This is a genomic window from Micromonospora sp. NPDC000442, from assembly GCF_042898635.1.
Taxonomy (GTDB): Bacteria; Actinomycetota; Actinomycetes; order Mycobacteriales; family Micromonosporaceae; genus Micromonospora.
Genome location: NZ_JBIAYZ010000010.1, coordinates 110,954 through 125,674, shown reverse-complemented (window position 1 = coordinate 125,674; position 14,721 = coordinate 110,954). Strand labels below are relative to the sequence as shown.

Genomic DNA, 14,721 nt, shown 5'->3' with positions numbered 1-14,721 from the left:
ATACGTTGCCGGACACAACAAAACAAAAACACCGACACCCTTCCCCACCCTCGAAAGGACCCTGCACATGCGCAAGGGCTTCCTCGCCGTCGGCACCGTGGGCCTGCTGGCCCTCGGCAGCCTGACGGCCTGTGGCGACGAGTCCGGCGGCGACCAGGCCGGCTCCGACGTGACCCCGAAGATCGGCGTGATCCTGCCGGACAGCAAGTCCTCCGCCCGCTGGGAGGGCGCTGACCGCAAGTTCCTCCAGGCCGCCTTCGATGCTGCCGGTGTCGAGGCGGACATCCAGAACGCGCAGGGCGACAAGACCCAGTTCCAGACCATCGCCGACCAGATGATCACGAGCGGCGTCACCGCGCTGATGATCGTGAACTTGGACTCCGGCACCGGCAAGGCCGTCCTCGACAAGGCCAAGTCGCAGGGCGTCGCCACCATCGACTACGACCGCCTCACCCTCGGCGGCTCGGCGGAGTACTACGTCAGCTTCGACAACGAGGCCGTCGGCAAGCTCCAGGGCGAGGGCCTGGCCAAGTGCCTGACCGACCAGAAGGCGGAGAAGCCGGTCGTGGCGTACCTGAACGGGTCGCCGACCGACAACAACGCCACCCTGTTCAAGAACGGCTACGACTCGATCCTCAAGCCCAAGTTCGACGCCAACGAGTACGTCAAGGGCCCGGACCAGTCCGTGCCGGACTGGGACAACGCCCAGGCCGCCACGATCTTCGAGCAGATGCTCACCCAGACCGGTGGCAAGATCGACGGTGTGCTGGCCGCCAACGACGGCCTCGGCAACGCCGCCATCTCGGTGCTGAAGAAGAACAAGCTCAACGGCAAGGTCCCGGTGACCGGCCAGGACGCCACCACGCAGGGCCTGCAGAACATCCTCGCCGGTGACCAGTGCATGACCGTCTACAAGGCCGTCAAGCAGGAGGCCGACGCCGCCGCCGAGCTGGCCATCGCGCTGGCCAAGGGCGAGCGCAAGGAGACCGGCCAGACCGTCAAGGACCCGGAGGGCAACCGCGACGTCCCCGCCGTCCTGCTCACCCCGCAGGCGATCTACAAGGAGAACGTCAAGGACGTCATCGCCGACGGTTTCGTGACCAAGGAAGAGGTCTGCACCGGCAACTTCGCCGCGCTCTGCACCGAAGCGGGCATCAGCTGACCTCACCCGCCTAGGCGGCGCCGCCCGGCACGGTAACCCCGTGCCGGGCGGCGTGCCGCCGCTGGACGGGCCCCGATCTCCCTCCGTGACAAAGGAGAACCCCGTGTCCGCGACCCCTCTGCTGGAGCTACGCGGGATCGACAAGAGTTTCGGTCCCGTCCAGGTCCTACGCGATGTCGCCTTCGCCGCCTATCCGGGCGAGGTCACCGCGCTCGTCGGTGACAACGGCGCCGGCAAGTCGACCCTGGTCAAGTGCATCAGCGGCATCTACCCGACCGACGCCGGGCAGTTCGTCTTCGACGGCCGGCCGGTGAACATCCACAGCCCGCGCGACGCAGCAGCGCTCGGCATCGAGGTCGTCTACCAGGACCTCGCGCTCTGCGACAACCTCGACATCGTGCAGAACATGTTCCTCGGCCGCGAGAAGCGCAGCGGCATCGTCCTCGACGAGCCGACCATGGAACAGATGGCGGCCGACACGCTCGCCGGGCTCTCCGTACGCACCGTCAAGTCGCTGCGCCAGCACGTCTCCAGCCTCTCCGGCGGCCAGCGCCAGACCGTGGCGATCGCCAAGGCGGTGCTCTGGAACAGCAAGCTGGTGATCCTGGACGAGCCGACCGCCGCGCTCGGCGTCGCGCAGACCGCCCAGGTGCTCGAACTGGTCCGGCGGCTGGCCGACAACGGTCTGGCCGTCGTGCTCATCTCGCACAACATGAACGACGTCTTCGCCGTCTCCGACCGGGTCGCCGCGCTCTACCTCGGCCAGATGGTCGCCCAGGTGAAGACCACCGACATCACTCACGCGCAGGTGGTCGAGCTGATCACCGCCGGTCGCTCCGGCGGGCTCGGGCTCACCGGCGAACCGGCCACCAACGGCAACGGCGCGGCGCCGGCCGGTAGCACCACGGGAGGCGTCTCATGAGCACCACCGCCGTCAAGCAGGAAGGGCCGGCCGCCGTCGCGTCGACGCCCTCCGTCGGCAGCCACGTCCGCGACTACTGGCGACGGGTACGCGGTGGCGACATCGGCGCCCTGCCCGCCGTCCTCGGCCTGCTCGTCCTCTGCACGATCTTCTCCATCCTGCGGCCGTCCTTCCTCAGCGCCGGGAACTTCGCCAACCTGTTCACCCAGGGCGCGGCGGTCACCCTGATCGCGATGGGCCTGGTCTTCGTCCTGCTGCTGGGTGAGATCGACCTGTCGGCCGGCTTCGCCAGCGGCGTCTGCGCGGCGGTGCTGGCCAACGTGGTCACCGTGCTCGGATATCCCTGGTACGTCGCGGTGGCCGCCGCCGTGCTCACCGGCATGGTGATCGGTACGATCCTCGGCCTCCTGGTCGCCAAGATCGGCATCCCGTCCTTCGTGGTCACCCTGGCCGGCTTCCTGGCCTTCCAGGGCGTGGTACTGCTGCTGATGGAGCAGGGACGCAACATCTCGGTGCGCGATTCGGTGCTGGTGGCGATCGCCAACCGCAACCTGCCCCCGGTGATCGGCTGGGCGCTCGCCGCCGTGGCCGTCGCCGGCTACGCCGCCGTCCAGTTGCTCCGCCACCGCAATCGCGCCGCGCGTGGCCTGATCACCGACCCGATGACCGTGGTGCTCGCCCGGATCGGCGGGCTGGCGGTCATCCTCGGCCTCGCGGTCTACATGCTCAACCTGGAGCGCAGCCGCAACGTGCTGATCAGCTCGCTCAAGGGCGTACCGATCGTGGTGCCGATCATCGCCGTGCTGCTCATCGTCTGGACCTTCGTGCTCCAGCGCACCAGCTACGGCCGCCACGTCTACGCGGTCGGCGGCAACAGGGAGGCCGCCCGCCGGGCCGGCATCAACGTGGACCGGATCCGCATCTCGGTCTTCGTCATCTGCTCCACGATGGCCGCGATCGGCGGCATCGTCGCCGCCAGCCGGGCCAACTCCGTCGACCCGAACACCGGCGGCAGCAACGTGCTGCTCTACGCCGTGGGCGCGGCCGTGATCGGTGGCACCAGCCTCTTCGGCGGCAAGGGCCGGGTGCTGGACGCGGTACTCGGTGGCGCGGTGGTCGCGGTGATCGACAACGGCATGGGTCTGATGGGCTACAGCTCCGGCGTCAAGTACGTGGTCACCGGTGTGGTGCTGCTCCTGGCGGCCAGCGTCGACGCGCTGTCGCGCCGACGAGCCGCAGCCAGTGGCAGCCGCTGATCCGCTGCACCGAAGGTAGTCACAACCGATGCGCGTGGGACCGAGCCAGGATGAGATTCGTCGGCAGAATCTCGGTGCCCTGCTGCGCTACGTGCACGTGCACGGTGCCACCACACGTGCGGAACTGACCACCGCACTGGGGCTGAACCGGAGCACCATCGGCGCGCTCACCGCCGACCTCGCCGCGGCCGGCCTGGTGACTGAGGGGGCGCCGAAGGAAACCGGCCGGGCCGGACGACCGTCGCTTGTCGTCCGGCCCGAGTCGGACCGGGTCTTCGCGTACGCGTACAGCATCGAGGTGGACCGGCTCCGGGCCGCGCGGGTCGGGCTCGGCGGCGCGGTGCTCGACCGCCGGGAACTGGACCGCCCCCGCGGTCTCACCGCCGCGGAGGCCGCCCCGCTGCTGGCCGGCGCGGTCAAGGAGATGCGGCAGGCGCTGCCGGAGGATGCCGTCTGCGTCGGTGCCGGGGTTGCGGTCTGCGGCATGGTCCGCCGCGACGACGGCCTGGTCCGGCTCGGGCCCACCACCGGTTGGGTGGACGAGCCGATCGGCACGGCGCTCGGCTCGGAACTCGGGGTCGACGTGCCGGTCACGGTCGGGAACGTGGCCGATGTGGCGGCCTTCGCCGAACACGCCCGTGGCGCGGCGGCCGGCTGCGACAACGTCATCTACCTCTATGGCGACGTCGGCGTCGGCGCCGGGATCATCGCCGGAGGCCGGCGGCTGACCGGGCACGGCGGCTACAGCGGCGAGGTTGGGCACATGGTGGTGGTCCGCGACGGGGCCCGCTGCGAGTGCGGCAACCGGGGGTGCTGGGAGACCGAGATCGGCGAGCACGGGCTGCTCCGGGCGGCCGGCCGCTCCGACGCCCGAGGCCGGGAGGCGATGCTGGCGGTCTTCGACGCCGCCGACCGCGGGGACGCCCAGGCCCAGATCGCGGTACGCCAGGCCGGCGACTGGCTCGGCTTCGGCGTCGCCAACCTGGTCAACATCTTCAACCCGGAGATGGTCATCTTCGGCGGCACCATGCGCGACCTCTATCTGGCCGCCGCTGCACAGGTGCGCAGTCGGCTCAACTCCAACGGGCTGCCGGCCTGCCTTGAGCACGTCCGACTGCGTACCCCGAAGCTCGGTGAGGACGCTCCCCTGGTCGGCGCGGGCGAACTCGCCTTCGACCGGCTGCTGGCCGACCCGCTCGACGTCAACTGACCTCCAGTTCCAGATTTCGCGAGCAGGTTTCGCCAATCGGTGAACTGATCGGCCGAACAATCCGTACCAGGTTGCGGACGGCCGACGGGGTGCGGACGTCCGTCGCTCAACGATCGGTTCTCGTCCGAGGAGGCGTCGCAGACATGGCACCGCTGGATTCCGCTCGTCGCCGGCAGGGCAACCGGTCCCGTCGCTTGGCGGTGCTGCTCACCACCATCGCCGCAGCCCTCGTCGTCCTGCCCGGCGTGGCTCTGGCCGCGCCCGCCGCTCAGCAACTCGCCGCCGCCGACCAGGCCCTGCTCGACGGGGTACGGCTCGCCGGGCTCTGGGAAATGCCGGCCGGGCAGATGGCCGCCGAGAAGGGCCAGTCACGGGTGGTCCGCGAGGTGGGCGCCGAGATCGCCCGGCAGCACGAGGAGCTTGACCGGATCACCGTGGAGGCGGCCAACAAGCTGAGCGCCGTCATTCCCAACGCGCCGACCGCCGAGCAGCAGGGCTGGCTCACCGAGATGAAGGACGCCAACGGCGCCCGCTTCGACCAGATCTTCGTCACCCGGCTCCGGGTCGCCCACGGCAAGATCTTCCCGGTCATCGGCGCGGTCCGGGCCAGCACCCGCAACGAGGTCATCCGGGACCTGGCCAACTCGGCGAACACGTTCGTCGGTGATCACATGCGGATGCTGGAGAGCACCGGCCTGGTCCGGTACGCCGAACTGCCGCCCGCCGCACTGCCGGCCCCGGGCAACGACGGCCTGCTCGCCGCCGCGTCGGCCAACACCGGCCCGCAGATCGGCGTCAGCAACACGCTGATCTGGGCGATCTTCCTCGGCGCCCTCGGCACCGGCGGCTTCCTCACGTACCGCATGTTCCGTCGCAGCTGATCGCCGCCACCTGATTCGATGACCGTTCGTACCCGAGCCGCTGCCCTGCTCGGGCTGATCCTCACCGCACTGTGCGCCGCCCTGGGCCCCGCCGGCCCAGCGGCGGCGCACGCCGTGGTGGTCGCCACCACCCCGCAGCGTGACGAGGTGCTCGGGTACGCGCCGCGCGAGGTGCTGGTGACCTTCAGCGAAACCATCGCCGTGGTCCCCGGCCGGGTACAGGTCCTCGCCCCCGACGGAAAGCGGATCAATGTCGGCGAGCCCGAGGTTCGGGACCGGACCGTCCGGATCGCCCTGCGACCCTCGGACCGTCCACTCGGCACCTACCTGGTCAGCTACCGCGTCATCTCGGCCGACAGTCACCCGGTCGCGGGCAGCTTCACCTTCGCCGCCGGGGCACCGTCGGCGACCCCGCCGCAGCCGGCCCTGGCGGAGTCCGAGTCACCGGCCGGGGTGCTGGTACCGGTAGCGAAGTACCTCGGGTACCTGGGGCTGCTCCTGGCGGTCGGCCCGCCGCTGCTCGCGGCCACCATGTGGCCCCGCCGCCGCCGTCGGGGTGCCACGGCCACCGCGCTGTGCGGGCTCGGTCTGGTCGCCGCCGGCACGCTCGGCACCTGGGTCGGGCAGGCGGCACAGGTGGTCGGTGCGCCGGTCGGGCAGCTCTCCCTGGCCGACCTGCGGGCCGTCGCGGACAGCGACGTCGGAGTGGTGCTGGCCGCCCGGCTGGCGCTGGTCGGCTTGGCGGCGGCCCTGCTGCCGGCGGTGCTGCGGGGTGTTGATGACCGTTCGTCGGCCGGTCGCGTCGTCGCCGGGCGGGTACGCGGTGCGGCACTGGCGGCAATCGGCCTGGCCGGGTTCGTCACCTGGCCACTGGCCGGGCATCCGGTCGCCTCGCCGCTGCCGCCGGTGAGCATCGCACTGGGCACCCTGCACGTCGCCGGGGTGACCGTCTGGTTGGGCGGACTGTTCGCGCTTACCGTGTTCCTGCTCCGGGGCACCCACGAGCGGGTGCTCGCCCGGATCCTGCCGGCCTGGTCCCGGCTGGCCACCCTCGCGGTGGCCTGGCTGGTCGCCGCCGGGCTCGGTCAGGCCGTGATCGAGCTCGGCCGCCCTTCGGCCCTGTGGGGCAGCACGTACGGTCGCCTGCTGCTGGCCAAGGCGGCACTGCTGGCCGGGGTGCTGGCGGTGGCGGCCGGGCAACGCCGACTGATCAGGCGACGGGTCGCGGCGGTTCGACCCCGGTGGGTCGCCCGGGCGGCCGGCGTGGAACTCGCCGTGACGGCGGTGGTGCTGGCGCTGACGGCGGTGCTGGTGCAGACACCGCCTGGTCGGTCCGCCGGTACGGCGGCCGACGGGGTGAACCGGGAGGGTGTCGCGCAATCGCTCACCACCGATCTGTTCACCTTGCAGTTCGACATCTACCCGGCGGTCGCCGGCACCACGAACAGCCTGCACGCGTACGTCTACACACCGCAGGCGAAGGAGTTGCCGGTGGCGGAGTGGACGGTCACCGCCGCCCTGCCGGAGGCCGGCATCGAGCCGATCACCGTCGACGTGTTCGCGCTGGAACCGCACCACGGCAGCGCCGAAATCCACTTCCCGGTCGCCGGTGACTGGACGTTGCGGGTCAGCGCCCGAACCAGCGAGATCGACCGTTCCACCGCCACCACCACGGTGACGATTCGCTGACCTGACCTGGCTCGATGACGCCTCAGCGGTCGACCTGGGTGAAGTCCCAGGAATGCGGCTGCCGGGCCAGCAGCATCACCGGCGGGTCGGGCAGCGGCCGAGGGCTGCTGCGCCACTTGGAGATCACCACGACCCGGTGGTCGGTGGAGGAGAAGACCTCGCTGGACACGTGCAGCGGATCGTGCTCGAACTCGGGCAGCGCGCTGTCGCACACCCAGGTGATCAGGTCGGCGAGCGCGTACGGCTCAGCCCGTGCCTCCCACATCCGTACGATCACGTCGTCGTCCTCCTCAGACGCTGACCGTGGTCAGCGGCATGGCCGAATCCGCGGGCAGGTCGAGCCGGCTCGGCGCGACGCCCGAGGCGACCAGGTGCGAGCCGAGCGCCGCCACCATCGCGCCGTTGTCCGTACACAGGCCGGGCCGGGGCACCCGTACCCGGATGCCGTACCGGGCGGCCCGCTGCTCGGCCATCGCCCGCAACCGTGAGTTGGCCGCCACTCCCCCGCCGATCACCAGCGTCTCCACACCCCGACCACGGCAGGCGTCCAGGGCCTTGTTCACCAGCACGTCGCAGACCGCCTCCTGGAAGGACGCGGCGACGTCCGCGACCGGGACCGGCTCGCCGGCCCGCTGGCGAGCCTCCACCCACCGCGCCACCGCGGTCTTCAGCCCGGAGAAGGAGAAGTCGTGGCGGTGCGCCACGAGATCCTTGGCTGCGGTCAGGCCACGCGGGAAGGCGATCGCCGCCGGGTCGCCGGCCCGGGCCTCCCGATCGATGTAAGGCCCACCGGGAAACGGTAGACCGAGCAGCCGGGCCACCTTGTCGAACGCCTCGCCGGCCGCGTCGTCGATGGTGGCGCCCAGCGGGGTCACGCCCCGGGCCAGATCGTCGATCAGGAGCAGCGACGAATGGCCACCGGAGACCAGCAGCGCGATCGCCGGTTCGGGCAGCGGACCGTGCTCCAGCGTGTCCACCGCGACGTGCGCGGCGAGATGGTTGACGCCGTAGACCGGTTTCTCGGCGGCGACCGCGTATCCCTTGGCCGCGGCCACCCCGACCAGCAGCGCCCCGGCCAGGCCCGGCCCGGCGGTGACCGCGATCGCGTCGACGTCGGCGAGCGTCAACCCCGCCTCGGTCAATGCCCGCTGCATCGTCGGCACGATGGCCTCCAGGTGCGCCCGGCTGGCCACCTCCGGCACCACCCCACCGAATCGGGCGTGCTGGTCCACGCTGGATGCGAGCGCATCGGCGAGCAGGGTGTGCCCGCGTACGACACCGACGCCGGTCTCGTCGCACGAGGTTTCGATGCCGAGGATCAGTGGTTCGTCAGCCATGGGCTTTCTCAGTCCTGGGTGCGCTGCATCACCAGCGCGTCGGTGTTGCTCGGTTGGTAGTAGCCGCGCCGCACGCCGATCGGTTCGAAACCGTGCATCGCGTAGAGCCGCTGGGCCGGGGCGTTGTCGGCGGCGACCTCCAGTAGAACGGCGCGTACACCGAGCCGGCCGGCCTCGGCGAGCAGCGCCTCCAGCAGCAGTCGGCCGATCCCCCGGCGCTGCGCGTCCCGCCGGACCGCGATGTTCTGCACCCACGCCTCGTCGGGCGGGGCGACGGCGAGCCCGGCGTAGCCGAGCACCCCGCCGTCGTCGGTGAACACCCGGTAGAAGTGCCCGTGCGACAGCTCGTTCCAGAACATCGCCGCGGACCACTGCTCGGCACCGAATAGATCCGCTTCGATCGGCAGCACCTCGTCGATGTGCCACCAGCGGAACCGGGCCGGCCGCGACCGGCTCACGGCAGCACCGGCTTGCGCGCGGTGGCGGCCACCGCGTCCGGTCGGCGCAGGTAGAGCGGGGTGAGCGGATCGCCGGCCGCGCCGGCCCGGATCCGCTCGGCGGCCAGGGTGGCCAGCGCACCCGCGTCCGGATAGCGGGGTTCGGCCCGCAGCGGCAGGCCCAGAGCCTCGGCGTAGCGGTGGGCACCGTCACCGACCGCCACTGTCGCGCCCAGTTCCCGGGCCCGATCGGCGGCCACCGAGGGCGCACCGACCTCCGGCCCGACCAGACGTTCACCCGCCCCGTCGTAGACCGCCCAGTAGATCTCCCGCCGCCGGGCGTCGCTCGCCGCCAGCACCGGCTCGCCAGCCGCCGCCGGGTGGCCGATGGCGTCGAGCGAGCAGACACCGTACGCCGGAATGTCGAGCACCTGCCCCATCGTGGCGGCGGTGACCAGCCCCACCCGCAGCCCGGTGAACGGGCCGGGGCCGACCCCGGCGACGATCGCGGCCAGGTCGGCGGGACGGGCATCCGCGTCGGTGAGCACCGCCTCCACCTGCGGCGCCAGCAGTTCGCCGTGCGCGCGGGCATCCACCGTGCACCGGTGCGCCCGGGTGACGACCGCGTTCGCGGTGACCTCGACGAGCGCCGCGGTCACCGCCGGGGTCGAGCTGTCCACCACCAGTACGAGCACAATTGACCAGCCTAGCCGCATCGCCTCCGGCCCTTGGACGCCCGCCCGCCATCACCGCCGGGTCGTAGCGCTCGCGCGCACCGCACCCATGACGATGAGTAGTCAGGAGATGAGGGGCCAGGCCCGTGAGCGCCTGGCCCCTCATCGACGGATCAGTTGCGGCGGATCAGTTGCGGCGGCTCCACTGCTGGTTTGCTCCACCCCAGCAGCTGTACAGCTGGATCATCGCCCCGTTACCGCTACCACCGGCGTCGAGGCACAGCCCTGACTGCACGCCGGTGATCGTGCCGTTGGAGTTGATGTTCCACTGCTGGTTCGCGCCGCTGTGGCAGTCATACAACTGGATCCGGGTGCCGTTGCTCGTGCTGGAGTTCGGCACGTCCAGGCACTTGCCGTTCACCGTCAGCTGCCTGCTCGAGGTGTGGGTGAACCGCTGGTTCGAGCCACCCCAGCAGTCATACAACTGGATCTGGGTGCCGTTGCTGGTGCTCGAGTTCGGCACGTCCAGGCACCGGCCGGACTGCTGACCGACGATCATCTGGCCGGACCCGCCACTGGGCGGCGGGGTGGTCGGGTTGGGCGGGTTGGTCGGGCCGGGGCCGGGGGTGCCGCCTTCCGAGAGGGTGATGTCCGAGCTTCCCTGGCTCTGGTAACCCTCGGTGGCCATGATCTGGTAGTAGTGGTTACCGAGGTTCAGGCCAACCCGGGCCCAGGCGTCGAAGTGGTTGGCGGTGGTGATGGTGCCGCTGCTGCGCTTCTGCTGCCGGACGCTCCAGTACTGGTAGAACGTCTGGGTGCCGTCGATCGAGGGCTGGTTGACCCGCTGGCTGCGCAGAATGTCGTAGGTGCCGCCGTCGGTGGTGACGCTGCCCAGCCGGGTGGCGCCGCTGCTCGGGTTGTAGCTGCCGAAGTTCTCGACGACGTAGTACTCGACGAGCGGGTTACGGGTCCAGCCGTACAGGGCCAGGTAGCTGTTGTTGTTACCCGGGTTGTAGCTGCCCGAGTAGCTGATCGTGCGGCGGGTGCCAGGGTTCCAGCCCTTGCCACCGACCCAGTTGTTGGTGCTCCTGCTCCACGAACTGGAGTAGCGGCCGTTCTCACGCAACACCATGCAGGCGTCGCCGCTGTCCTTCCAGAACGAGAAGAAGAACCCGTTGTGGGTGCCTTCCGTGTTCGAGCAGACCTGCCGGTCGGCCTCGGCCTGGGCGGGGCTGGCCGAGATCGCGACGGTGCCAGTGGTGGCCAACACTGCGGCGAAGGCGGCGGCAGCCAGCATCCTGACGCGGCCGCGTCGGCGACTCTTGGGGTGAGTGGGGACTTCGTTCATGGTGGTGTGCTTCTCCCTGCGAGAGGCGGCGTGACGTGATCGGCGGGGTGCGGGTGGTTGAGGGACGGTCACCGCGCGTCGATGCCACGCCATGGTTGTACGAATTGCCGGACTGTCGGTTGTGTAGATGCTCCACTGCTGCTGTGCGTCGCCACTGACCCCCAGACTGAAGACGTTAGCGAGCATCTATATTTCCGATATCGTTATCCAACGATCGACGTCAGTCAAGAAATGTCGTCCGACCGGCTCCACCGACTGACCAGGCGGCTGCCACCACCTGGTACGTGCGGGCGGCGTGGGGCAGGAGCACACGGGTCAGCCGGCCGAGCGCTCCCAGTCGATGGTGGGCAGGCCGGCGTCGGCGAGCGCCTTGTTGGCGGCACTGAACGGGCGGCTGCCGAGGAAACCGCGCGGGTTCATCGGGCTGGGGTGACCGGCCTCCAGGACCACGTGCTGCGGGTTGCCGACAAGCGCCGTCTTCTTCCGGGCGTACCCGCCCCAGAGCAGGAACACCACCCGCGACTCCAGCGCGTCGAGTGCCCGGATGGTCGCGTCGGTGAACTCCTCCCAGCCCCGGTTCGCGTGTGAGCCGGGCGTGCCCTGGCGAACGGTCAACACCGAGTTGAGCAACAGCACGCCCTGCGCAGCCCAGCCGTCGAGGTTGCCGCTGCGCGGCTTCGGCACGCCCAGATCCTCGCCCAACTCCTTGAAGACGTTGCGCAACGACGGAGGCACGGACACACCCTCACGCACGCTGAAGCTCAACCCGTGCGCCTGGCCGGCCCGGTGGTAGGGATCCTGGCCGAGAATCAGCACCCGGCAGGCCGACGGTGCGCAGAGCCGATAGGCCGAGAACAGATCCTCGACCGGCGGGAAGACCGGGCCGGCAGCGTACTCCCGGGCGACGAACTCGGCCAACGCGGACACCCGGGCCGGTTCGAGATGGGGGGTCAGCACCACCCGCCACTCGTCGGGGAGCAGCGCCAGCAGGTCGAGAGCAGGGGTGTCGTCGGGCATCGGCAACCTCTCACCGGTCGGAACGTCTGCGGGCACTGTAGGTATCGGGTACGACAGCGCTCAGCCCAGGGCGGCGAGGCGCTCCGCCCAGTCGCCACCGACCGGCTCCAGCTCCGCCGTGCGGGTGTCGTCGTCGTGCCGGTGCAGGCGGATCCGCAGGTGAGCGTCGGCCAGTTGCTCGACCATTCCTTCGCCCCACTCGACCACGGTCACCGAGTCGTCGACCGAAGCGTCCAGGTCGAGGTCGTCGATCTCGGCCCGCGGGTCGACCGCGTCACCCAACCGGTACGCGTCGGCGTGCACCAGCGCCACCTCTCGCCCGCCGGCCGGGTCCGGGCGGTGCACCCGGGCGATCACGAACGTCGGCGAGGTGATGTCGCCGAGCACCCCCAGGCCGGCGCCGATCCCCCGGGTCAGCGCGGTCTTGCCGGCACCCAGCGGGCCGGTGAGCAGTACCAGATCACCGGCGCGCAGCAGCCCGGCCAGCCGGCACCCGAAGGCGTACGTGTCCGCGACCGTCGGCAGCACGACCTCGGTCACGAGTCGCCCCGCCCGCAGGTGCCGAGAAAGCCGAGCAACGCGGCGTTGACCTCGTCGGCGTGCTCCAGCATCACCACGTGACCGCTGTCGGGGATCCGGACGAACTCGGCGTGCGGCAGCCGCCGGACGATCTCCTCCGAGTGGGTCAACGGTGTGATCATGTCCTTGTCTCCCACGATCACCAGCACCGGCGTGCCCTCCAACGCGGCCAGTGCCGGGAACCGCGAGTGGGTCGCCAGGGTACGCAGGTAGCGGGTCACCGTGTCGGCGGAGGTACGGGAGTTCATCTCCTCCACGTACGACACCAGGGCGGGGCTCGGCTGCCGGGTGCCGAAGCCGTACCTGCGGGTCAGCAACCAGGCCACGTTGGTCGTCGAGCGGCGGGCCCGGTCGATGACCGCGCCGCCGTACCGGGTGACGTTGCCCGCCATGTAGAGCACCGGCGCACCCACCCGGCCCAGCAGGGCGGGCGCGACCAGCTTCGTCTCCGCCAGCAGCCCGCCCGACGTGGCCATCAGCACGGTCCCCACCACCCGGTCGCCGAACATCTCCGGATACAGCTCGGCCAGGGCCATGATGGTCATGCCACCCATCGAGTGGCCGACGAGCACCAATGGCCCGTCGGGGGCCGCCTCGTCGATCACCCGGCGCAGCGTACGGCCGAGCGCGGTCAGGTCGTACTCGCCGGTCTCCAGCCGGCCCGACTGGCCATGCCCCGGCTGGTCGTACGCGACGATCCGGTGCTCACCCCGCTCGGCGAGCAGTTTGCGCTGGAAGTGGAAGGTGCCCATGTCCAGGCAGAAGCCGTGCACCAGCAGCACCGTCGGGTTGCCGTCGACCGGCCTTGTCGGCTCGACCACCTCGACGTGGATGTCGGTGCCGTCGGGCATCTCCAGCCGGTACGCCTCGTCGTACCGCTGGTCGCCGAAGACCTCGCCGGCGTACGGGTCGGTGGGGTCCGCCTTCAGCCGGCGGACCAGGGCGCGTTCCGTGGCGACGCCGGCGGCCAGCCCGGCGGCGGCCACCCCCAGCGCAGCACCGACCAGGCCGGCGGCCTTTCCGGCGGTGGTCCGGGGCCGCGGGATGTGCCAACCGGTCATGCCCGATCGCCGTCGTAGACGCGCGGGACCCGGGTGCTGCCGAACCGGGTCACGATTTCGTAGTTGATGGTGCCGACGGCCTCGGCCCAGTCGTCGGCCGTGGGCTCGCCCTCGGACCCGCTGCCGAACAGGGTCGCCACGTCGCCGGCAGCCACCGGGTCGTCGCCGCAGTCGAGCACGAACTGGTCCATGCAGACCCGACCGGAGATGGTCCGGCGGACCCCGCCGAGCTGCACCGGGCCGCAGTTCGAGGCGTGCCGGGGTACCCCGTCGGCGTAGCCGAGCGGCACCACGGCGAGGTTCGCCTCGCGTTCGGTCGTGTAGGTGTGGCCGTAGGAGACGCCGGCACCGGCCGGCACCCGCTTGGTCAGCATCACCCGGGCGCGGGCGGTCATCGCCGGACGCAGCCCGTACGTCTCGCCCGCCACCGGGGAGAGGCCGTAGACGGCCAGCCCCGGACGGACCAGGTCGAAGTGGGTGTCCGGCCGGGTCAGCGTGGCCGCCGAGTTGGCCAGGTGCCGGTATCGCGGGCGCAGTCCGGCCCGCTCGACCATGGCCAGCCCCTCGTGGAAGACCGCCACCTGCCGATCCGTGGTCGGGTGACCGGGCAGGTCGGCGTAGACGAAGTGGCTCCACACCCCGACCACCTCGACCAGTCCGTCGGCCTGTGCCTTGGCGGCGGCGTCGAGCAGAGCCGGCCAGTCGGCGACCGTCGCGCCACCCCGGGCCAGCCCGGTGTCGATCTTCAAGTGCAGTCGGGCGGGCTGCCCAGCCGTCCGGCTCGCCTCCAGCATCTCGTCGAGCTGCGGCAGGCTGGCCACGCCCAGGTCGACGCCGGCGGTCACCCCGGTGTGCAGCGGTAGCCCCGGGGCGAGCAGCCAGGCAAGCACCGGGGCGTCGATGCCGGCCGCGCGCAGCGCCAGCGCCTCGTCCAGGGTGCAGACGCCGAGCCAGTCCGCCCCCGCGTCGAGCGCCGCCCGGGCGGCCGGGACCATGCCGTGGCCGTAGCCGTCGCCCTTCACCACCGCCATCAGTTCCGCGCTGGTGCCGGCGCGCAGCCGGTCCACGTTCTCCCGGATCGCGTCTAGGTCGACACGTACCTCGGCCTGCCACATGCCCCCACCCTACTTTCCGCGCTGATCACCACG

At 71.0% G+C, this 14,721-nt stretch carries 15 protein-coding genes; 6 read left to right on the top strand and 9 right to left on the bottom strand.

Annotated elements, in window-relative coordinates; translation table 11 throughout:
* Positions 1 to 67 precede the first annotated feature (67 nt).
* The 6 genes from ACFY2A_RS18165 (at position 68) to ACFY2A_RS18140 (ending at position 7,120) form a co-directional block, all read left to right on the top strand.
* The gene (locus ACFY2A_RS18165) at positions 68 to 1,162 is read left to right on the top strand and encodes a substrate-binding domain-containing protein (RefSeq protein WP_363925667.1); all 1,095 of its coding nucleotides are present in this window, start codon (positions 68 to 70) and stop codon (positions 1,160 to 1,162) included.
* 103 nt (positions 1,163 to 1,265) lie between these two features.
* Positions 1,266 to 2,084 carry an ATP-binding cassette domain-containing protein gene (locus tag ACFY2A_RS18160; protein ID WP_387172903.1) on the top strand — a complete coding sequence of 273 codons (819 nt, stop codon included), beginning with the start codon at positions 1,266 to 1,268 and terminating at the stop codon, positions 2,082 to 2,084.
* Positions 2,081 to 3,340 carry a sugar ABC transporter permease gene (locus ACFY2A_RS18155; RefSeq protein ID WP_387172901.1) on the top strand — a complete coding sequence of 420 codons (1,260 nt, stop codon included), beginning with the start codon at positions 2,081 to 2,083 and terminating at the stop codon, positions 3,338 to 3,340. The genes ACFY2A_RS18160 and ACFY2A_RS18155 overlap by 4 nt, the downstream gene beginning before the upstream one ends.
* Before the next feature lie 28 nt (positions 3,341 to 3,368).
* Positions 3,369 to 4,550, top strand: a complete 1,182-nt coding sequence (locus tag ACFY2A_RS18150) for an ROK family protein (protein ID WP_387172897.1) — start codon at positions 3,369 to 3,371, stop codon at positions 4,548 to 4,550.
* 143 nt (positions 4,551 to 4,693) lie between these two features.
* A complete protein-coding gene (locus ACFY2A_RS18145) occupies positions 4,694 to 5,431 on the top strand; it encodes a DUF4142 domain-containing protein (protein WP_363925671.1) in 738 nt (245 codons plus the stop codon).
* An 18-nt stretch (positions 5,432 to 5,449) separates the two neighbouring features.
* Complete coding sequence (locus tag ACFY2A_RS18140; RefSeq protein WP_387172895.1) at positions 5,450 to 7,120, top strand: copper resistance protein CopC; 1,671 nt, start codon at positions 5,450 to 5,452, stop codon at positions 7,118 to 7,120.
* 22 nt (positions 7,121 to 7,142) lie between these two features.
* Here the strand turns inward: ACFY2A_RS18140 and ACFY2A_RS18135 are convergent, their stop codons facing one another.
* From ACFY2A_RS18135 to alr, 9 genes are all read right to left on the bottom strand, one after another.
* Positions 7,143 to 7,397: a hypothetical protein gene (locus ACFY2A_RS18135; RefSeq protein WP_281603026.1), complete on the bottom strand. Its 255-nt coding sequence runs from the start codon at positions 7,395 to 7,397 to the stop codon at positions 7,143 to 7,145.
* Positions 7,398 to 7,410: 13 nt separating this feature from the next.
* Entirely contained in the window at positions 7,411 to 8,457 is a 1,047-nt protein-coding gene (gene tsaD / locus ACFY2A_RS18130) for a tRNA (adenosine(37)-N6)-threonylcarbamoyltransferase complex transferase subunit TsaD (protein WP_387172893.1), read from the bottom strand.
* A gap of 8 nt (positions 8,458 to 8,465) precedes the next feature.
* Complete coding sequence (gene rimI, locus ACFY2A_RS18125; RefSeq protein ID WP_387172891.1) at positions 8,466 to 8,915, bottom strand: ribosomal protein S18-alanine N-acetyltransferase; 450 nt, start codon at positions 8,913 to 8,915, stop codon at positions 8,466 to 8,468.
* Positions 8,912 to 9,589: a tRNA (adenosine(37)-N6)-threonylcarbamoyltransferase complex dimerization subunit type 1 TsaB gene (tsaB, locus tag ACFY2A_RS18120; RefSeq protein ID WP_387172889.1), complete on the bottom strand. Its 678-nt coding sequence runs from the start codon at positions 9,587 to 9,589 to the stop codon at positions 8,912 to 8,914. The genes rimI and tsaB overlap by 4 nt, the downstream gene beginning before the upstream one ends.
* 166 nt (positions 9,590 to 9,755) lie before the next feature.
* Positions 9,756 to 10,916: a glycoside hydrolase family 11 protein gene (locus tag ACFY2A_RS18115; protein ID WP_387172887.1), complete on the bottom strand. Its 1,161-nt coding sequence runs from the start codon at positions 10,914 to 10,916 to the stop codon at positions 9,756 to 9,758.
* A 315-nt stretch (positions 10,917 to 11,231) separates the two neighbouring features.
* Complete coding sequence (ung, locus tag ACFY2A_RS18110; RefSeq protein ID WP_387172885.1) at positions 11,232 to 11,933, bottom strand: uracil-DNA glycosylase; 702 nt, start codon at positions 11,931 to 11,933, stop codon at positions 11,232 to 11,234.
* A gap of 60 nt (positions 11,934 to 11,993) precedes the next feature.
* Complete coding sequence (gene tsaE / locus ACFY2A_RS18105; RefSeq protein WP_363918518.1) at positions 11,994 to 12,473, bottom strand: tRNA (adenosine(37)-N6)-threonylcarbamoyltransferase complex ATPase subunit type 1 TsaE; 480 nt, start codon at positions 12,471 to 12,473, stop codon at positions 11,994 to 11,996.
* A complete protein-coding gene (locus tag ACFY2A_RS18100; RefSeq protein WP_363918516.1) occupies positions 12,470 to 13,573 on the bottom strand; it encodes an alpha/beta hydrolase in 1,104 nt (367 codons plus the stop codon). Before ACFY2A_RS18100 ends, tsaE begins: the two co-directional genes overlap by 4 nt.
* The gene (gene alr / locus ACFY2A_RS18095) at positions 13,570 to 14,688 is read right to left on the bottom strand and encodes an alanine racemase (RefSeq protein ID WP_387172882.1); all 1,119 of its coding nucleotides are present in this window, start codon (positions 14,686 to 14,688) and stop codon (positions 13,570 to 13,572) included. The genes ACFY2A_RS18100 and alr overlap by 4 nt, the downstream gene beginning before the upstream one ends.
* Between the last annotated feature and the right edge of the window lie 33 nt (positions 14,689 to 14,721).

Bases quoted from the DNA above. Each gene is read 5' to 3' on its own strand.
- ACFY2A_RS18165 (WP_363925667.1), top strand. From the start codon at position 68: ATGCGCAAGGGCTTCCTCGCCGTCGGCACCGTGGGCCTGCTGGCCCTC.
- ACFY2A_RS18155 (WP_387172901.1), top strand. From the start codon at position 2,081: ATGAGCACCACCGCCGTCAAGCAGGAAGGGCCGGCCGCCGTCGCGTCG.
- ACFY2A_RS18150 (WP_387172897.1), top strand. From the start codon at position 3,369: ATGCGCGTGGGACCGAGCCAGGATGAGATTCGTCGGCAGAATCTCGGT.
- ACFY2A_RS18145 (WP_363925671.1), top strand. From the start codon at position 4,694: ATGGCACCGCTGGATTCCGCTCGTCGCCGGCAGGGCAACCGGTCCCGT.
- ACFY2A_RS18140 (WP_387172895.1), top strand. From the start codon at position 5,450: ATGACCGTTCGTACCCGAGCCGCTGCCCTGCTCGGGCTGATCCTCACC.
- tsaD (WP_387172893.1), bottom strand. From the start codon at position 8,457: ATGGCTGACGAACCACTGATCCTCGGCATCGAAACCTCGTGCGACGAG.
- ACFY2A_RS18115 (WP_387172887.1), bottom strand. From the start codon at position 10,916: ATGAACGAAGTCCCCACTCACCCCAAGAGTCGCCGACGCGGCCGCGTC.
- ung (WP_387172885.1), bottom strand. From the start codon at position 11,933: ATGCCCGACGACACCCCTGCTCTCGACCTGCTGGCGCTGCTCCCCGAC.
- ACFY2A_RS18100 (WP_363918516.1), bottom strand. From the start codon at position 13,573: ATGACCGGTTGGCACATCCCGCGGCCCCGGACCACCGCCGGAAAGGCC.
- alr (WP_387172882.1), bottom strand. From the start codon at position 14,688: ATGTGGCAGGCCGAGGTACGTGTCGACCTAGACGCGATCCGGGAGAAC.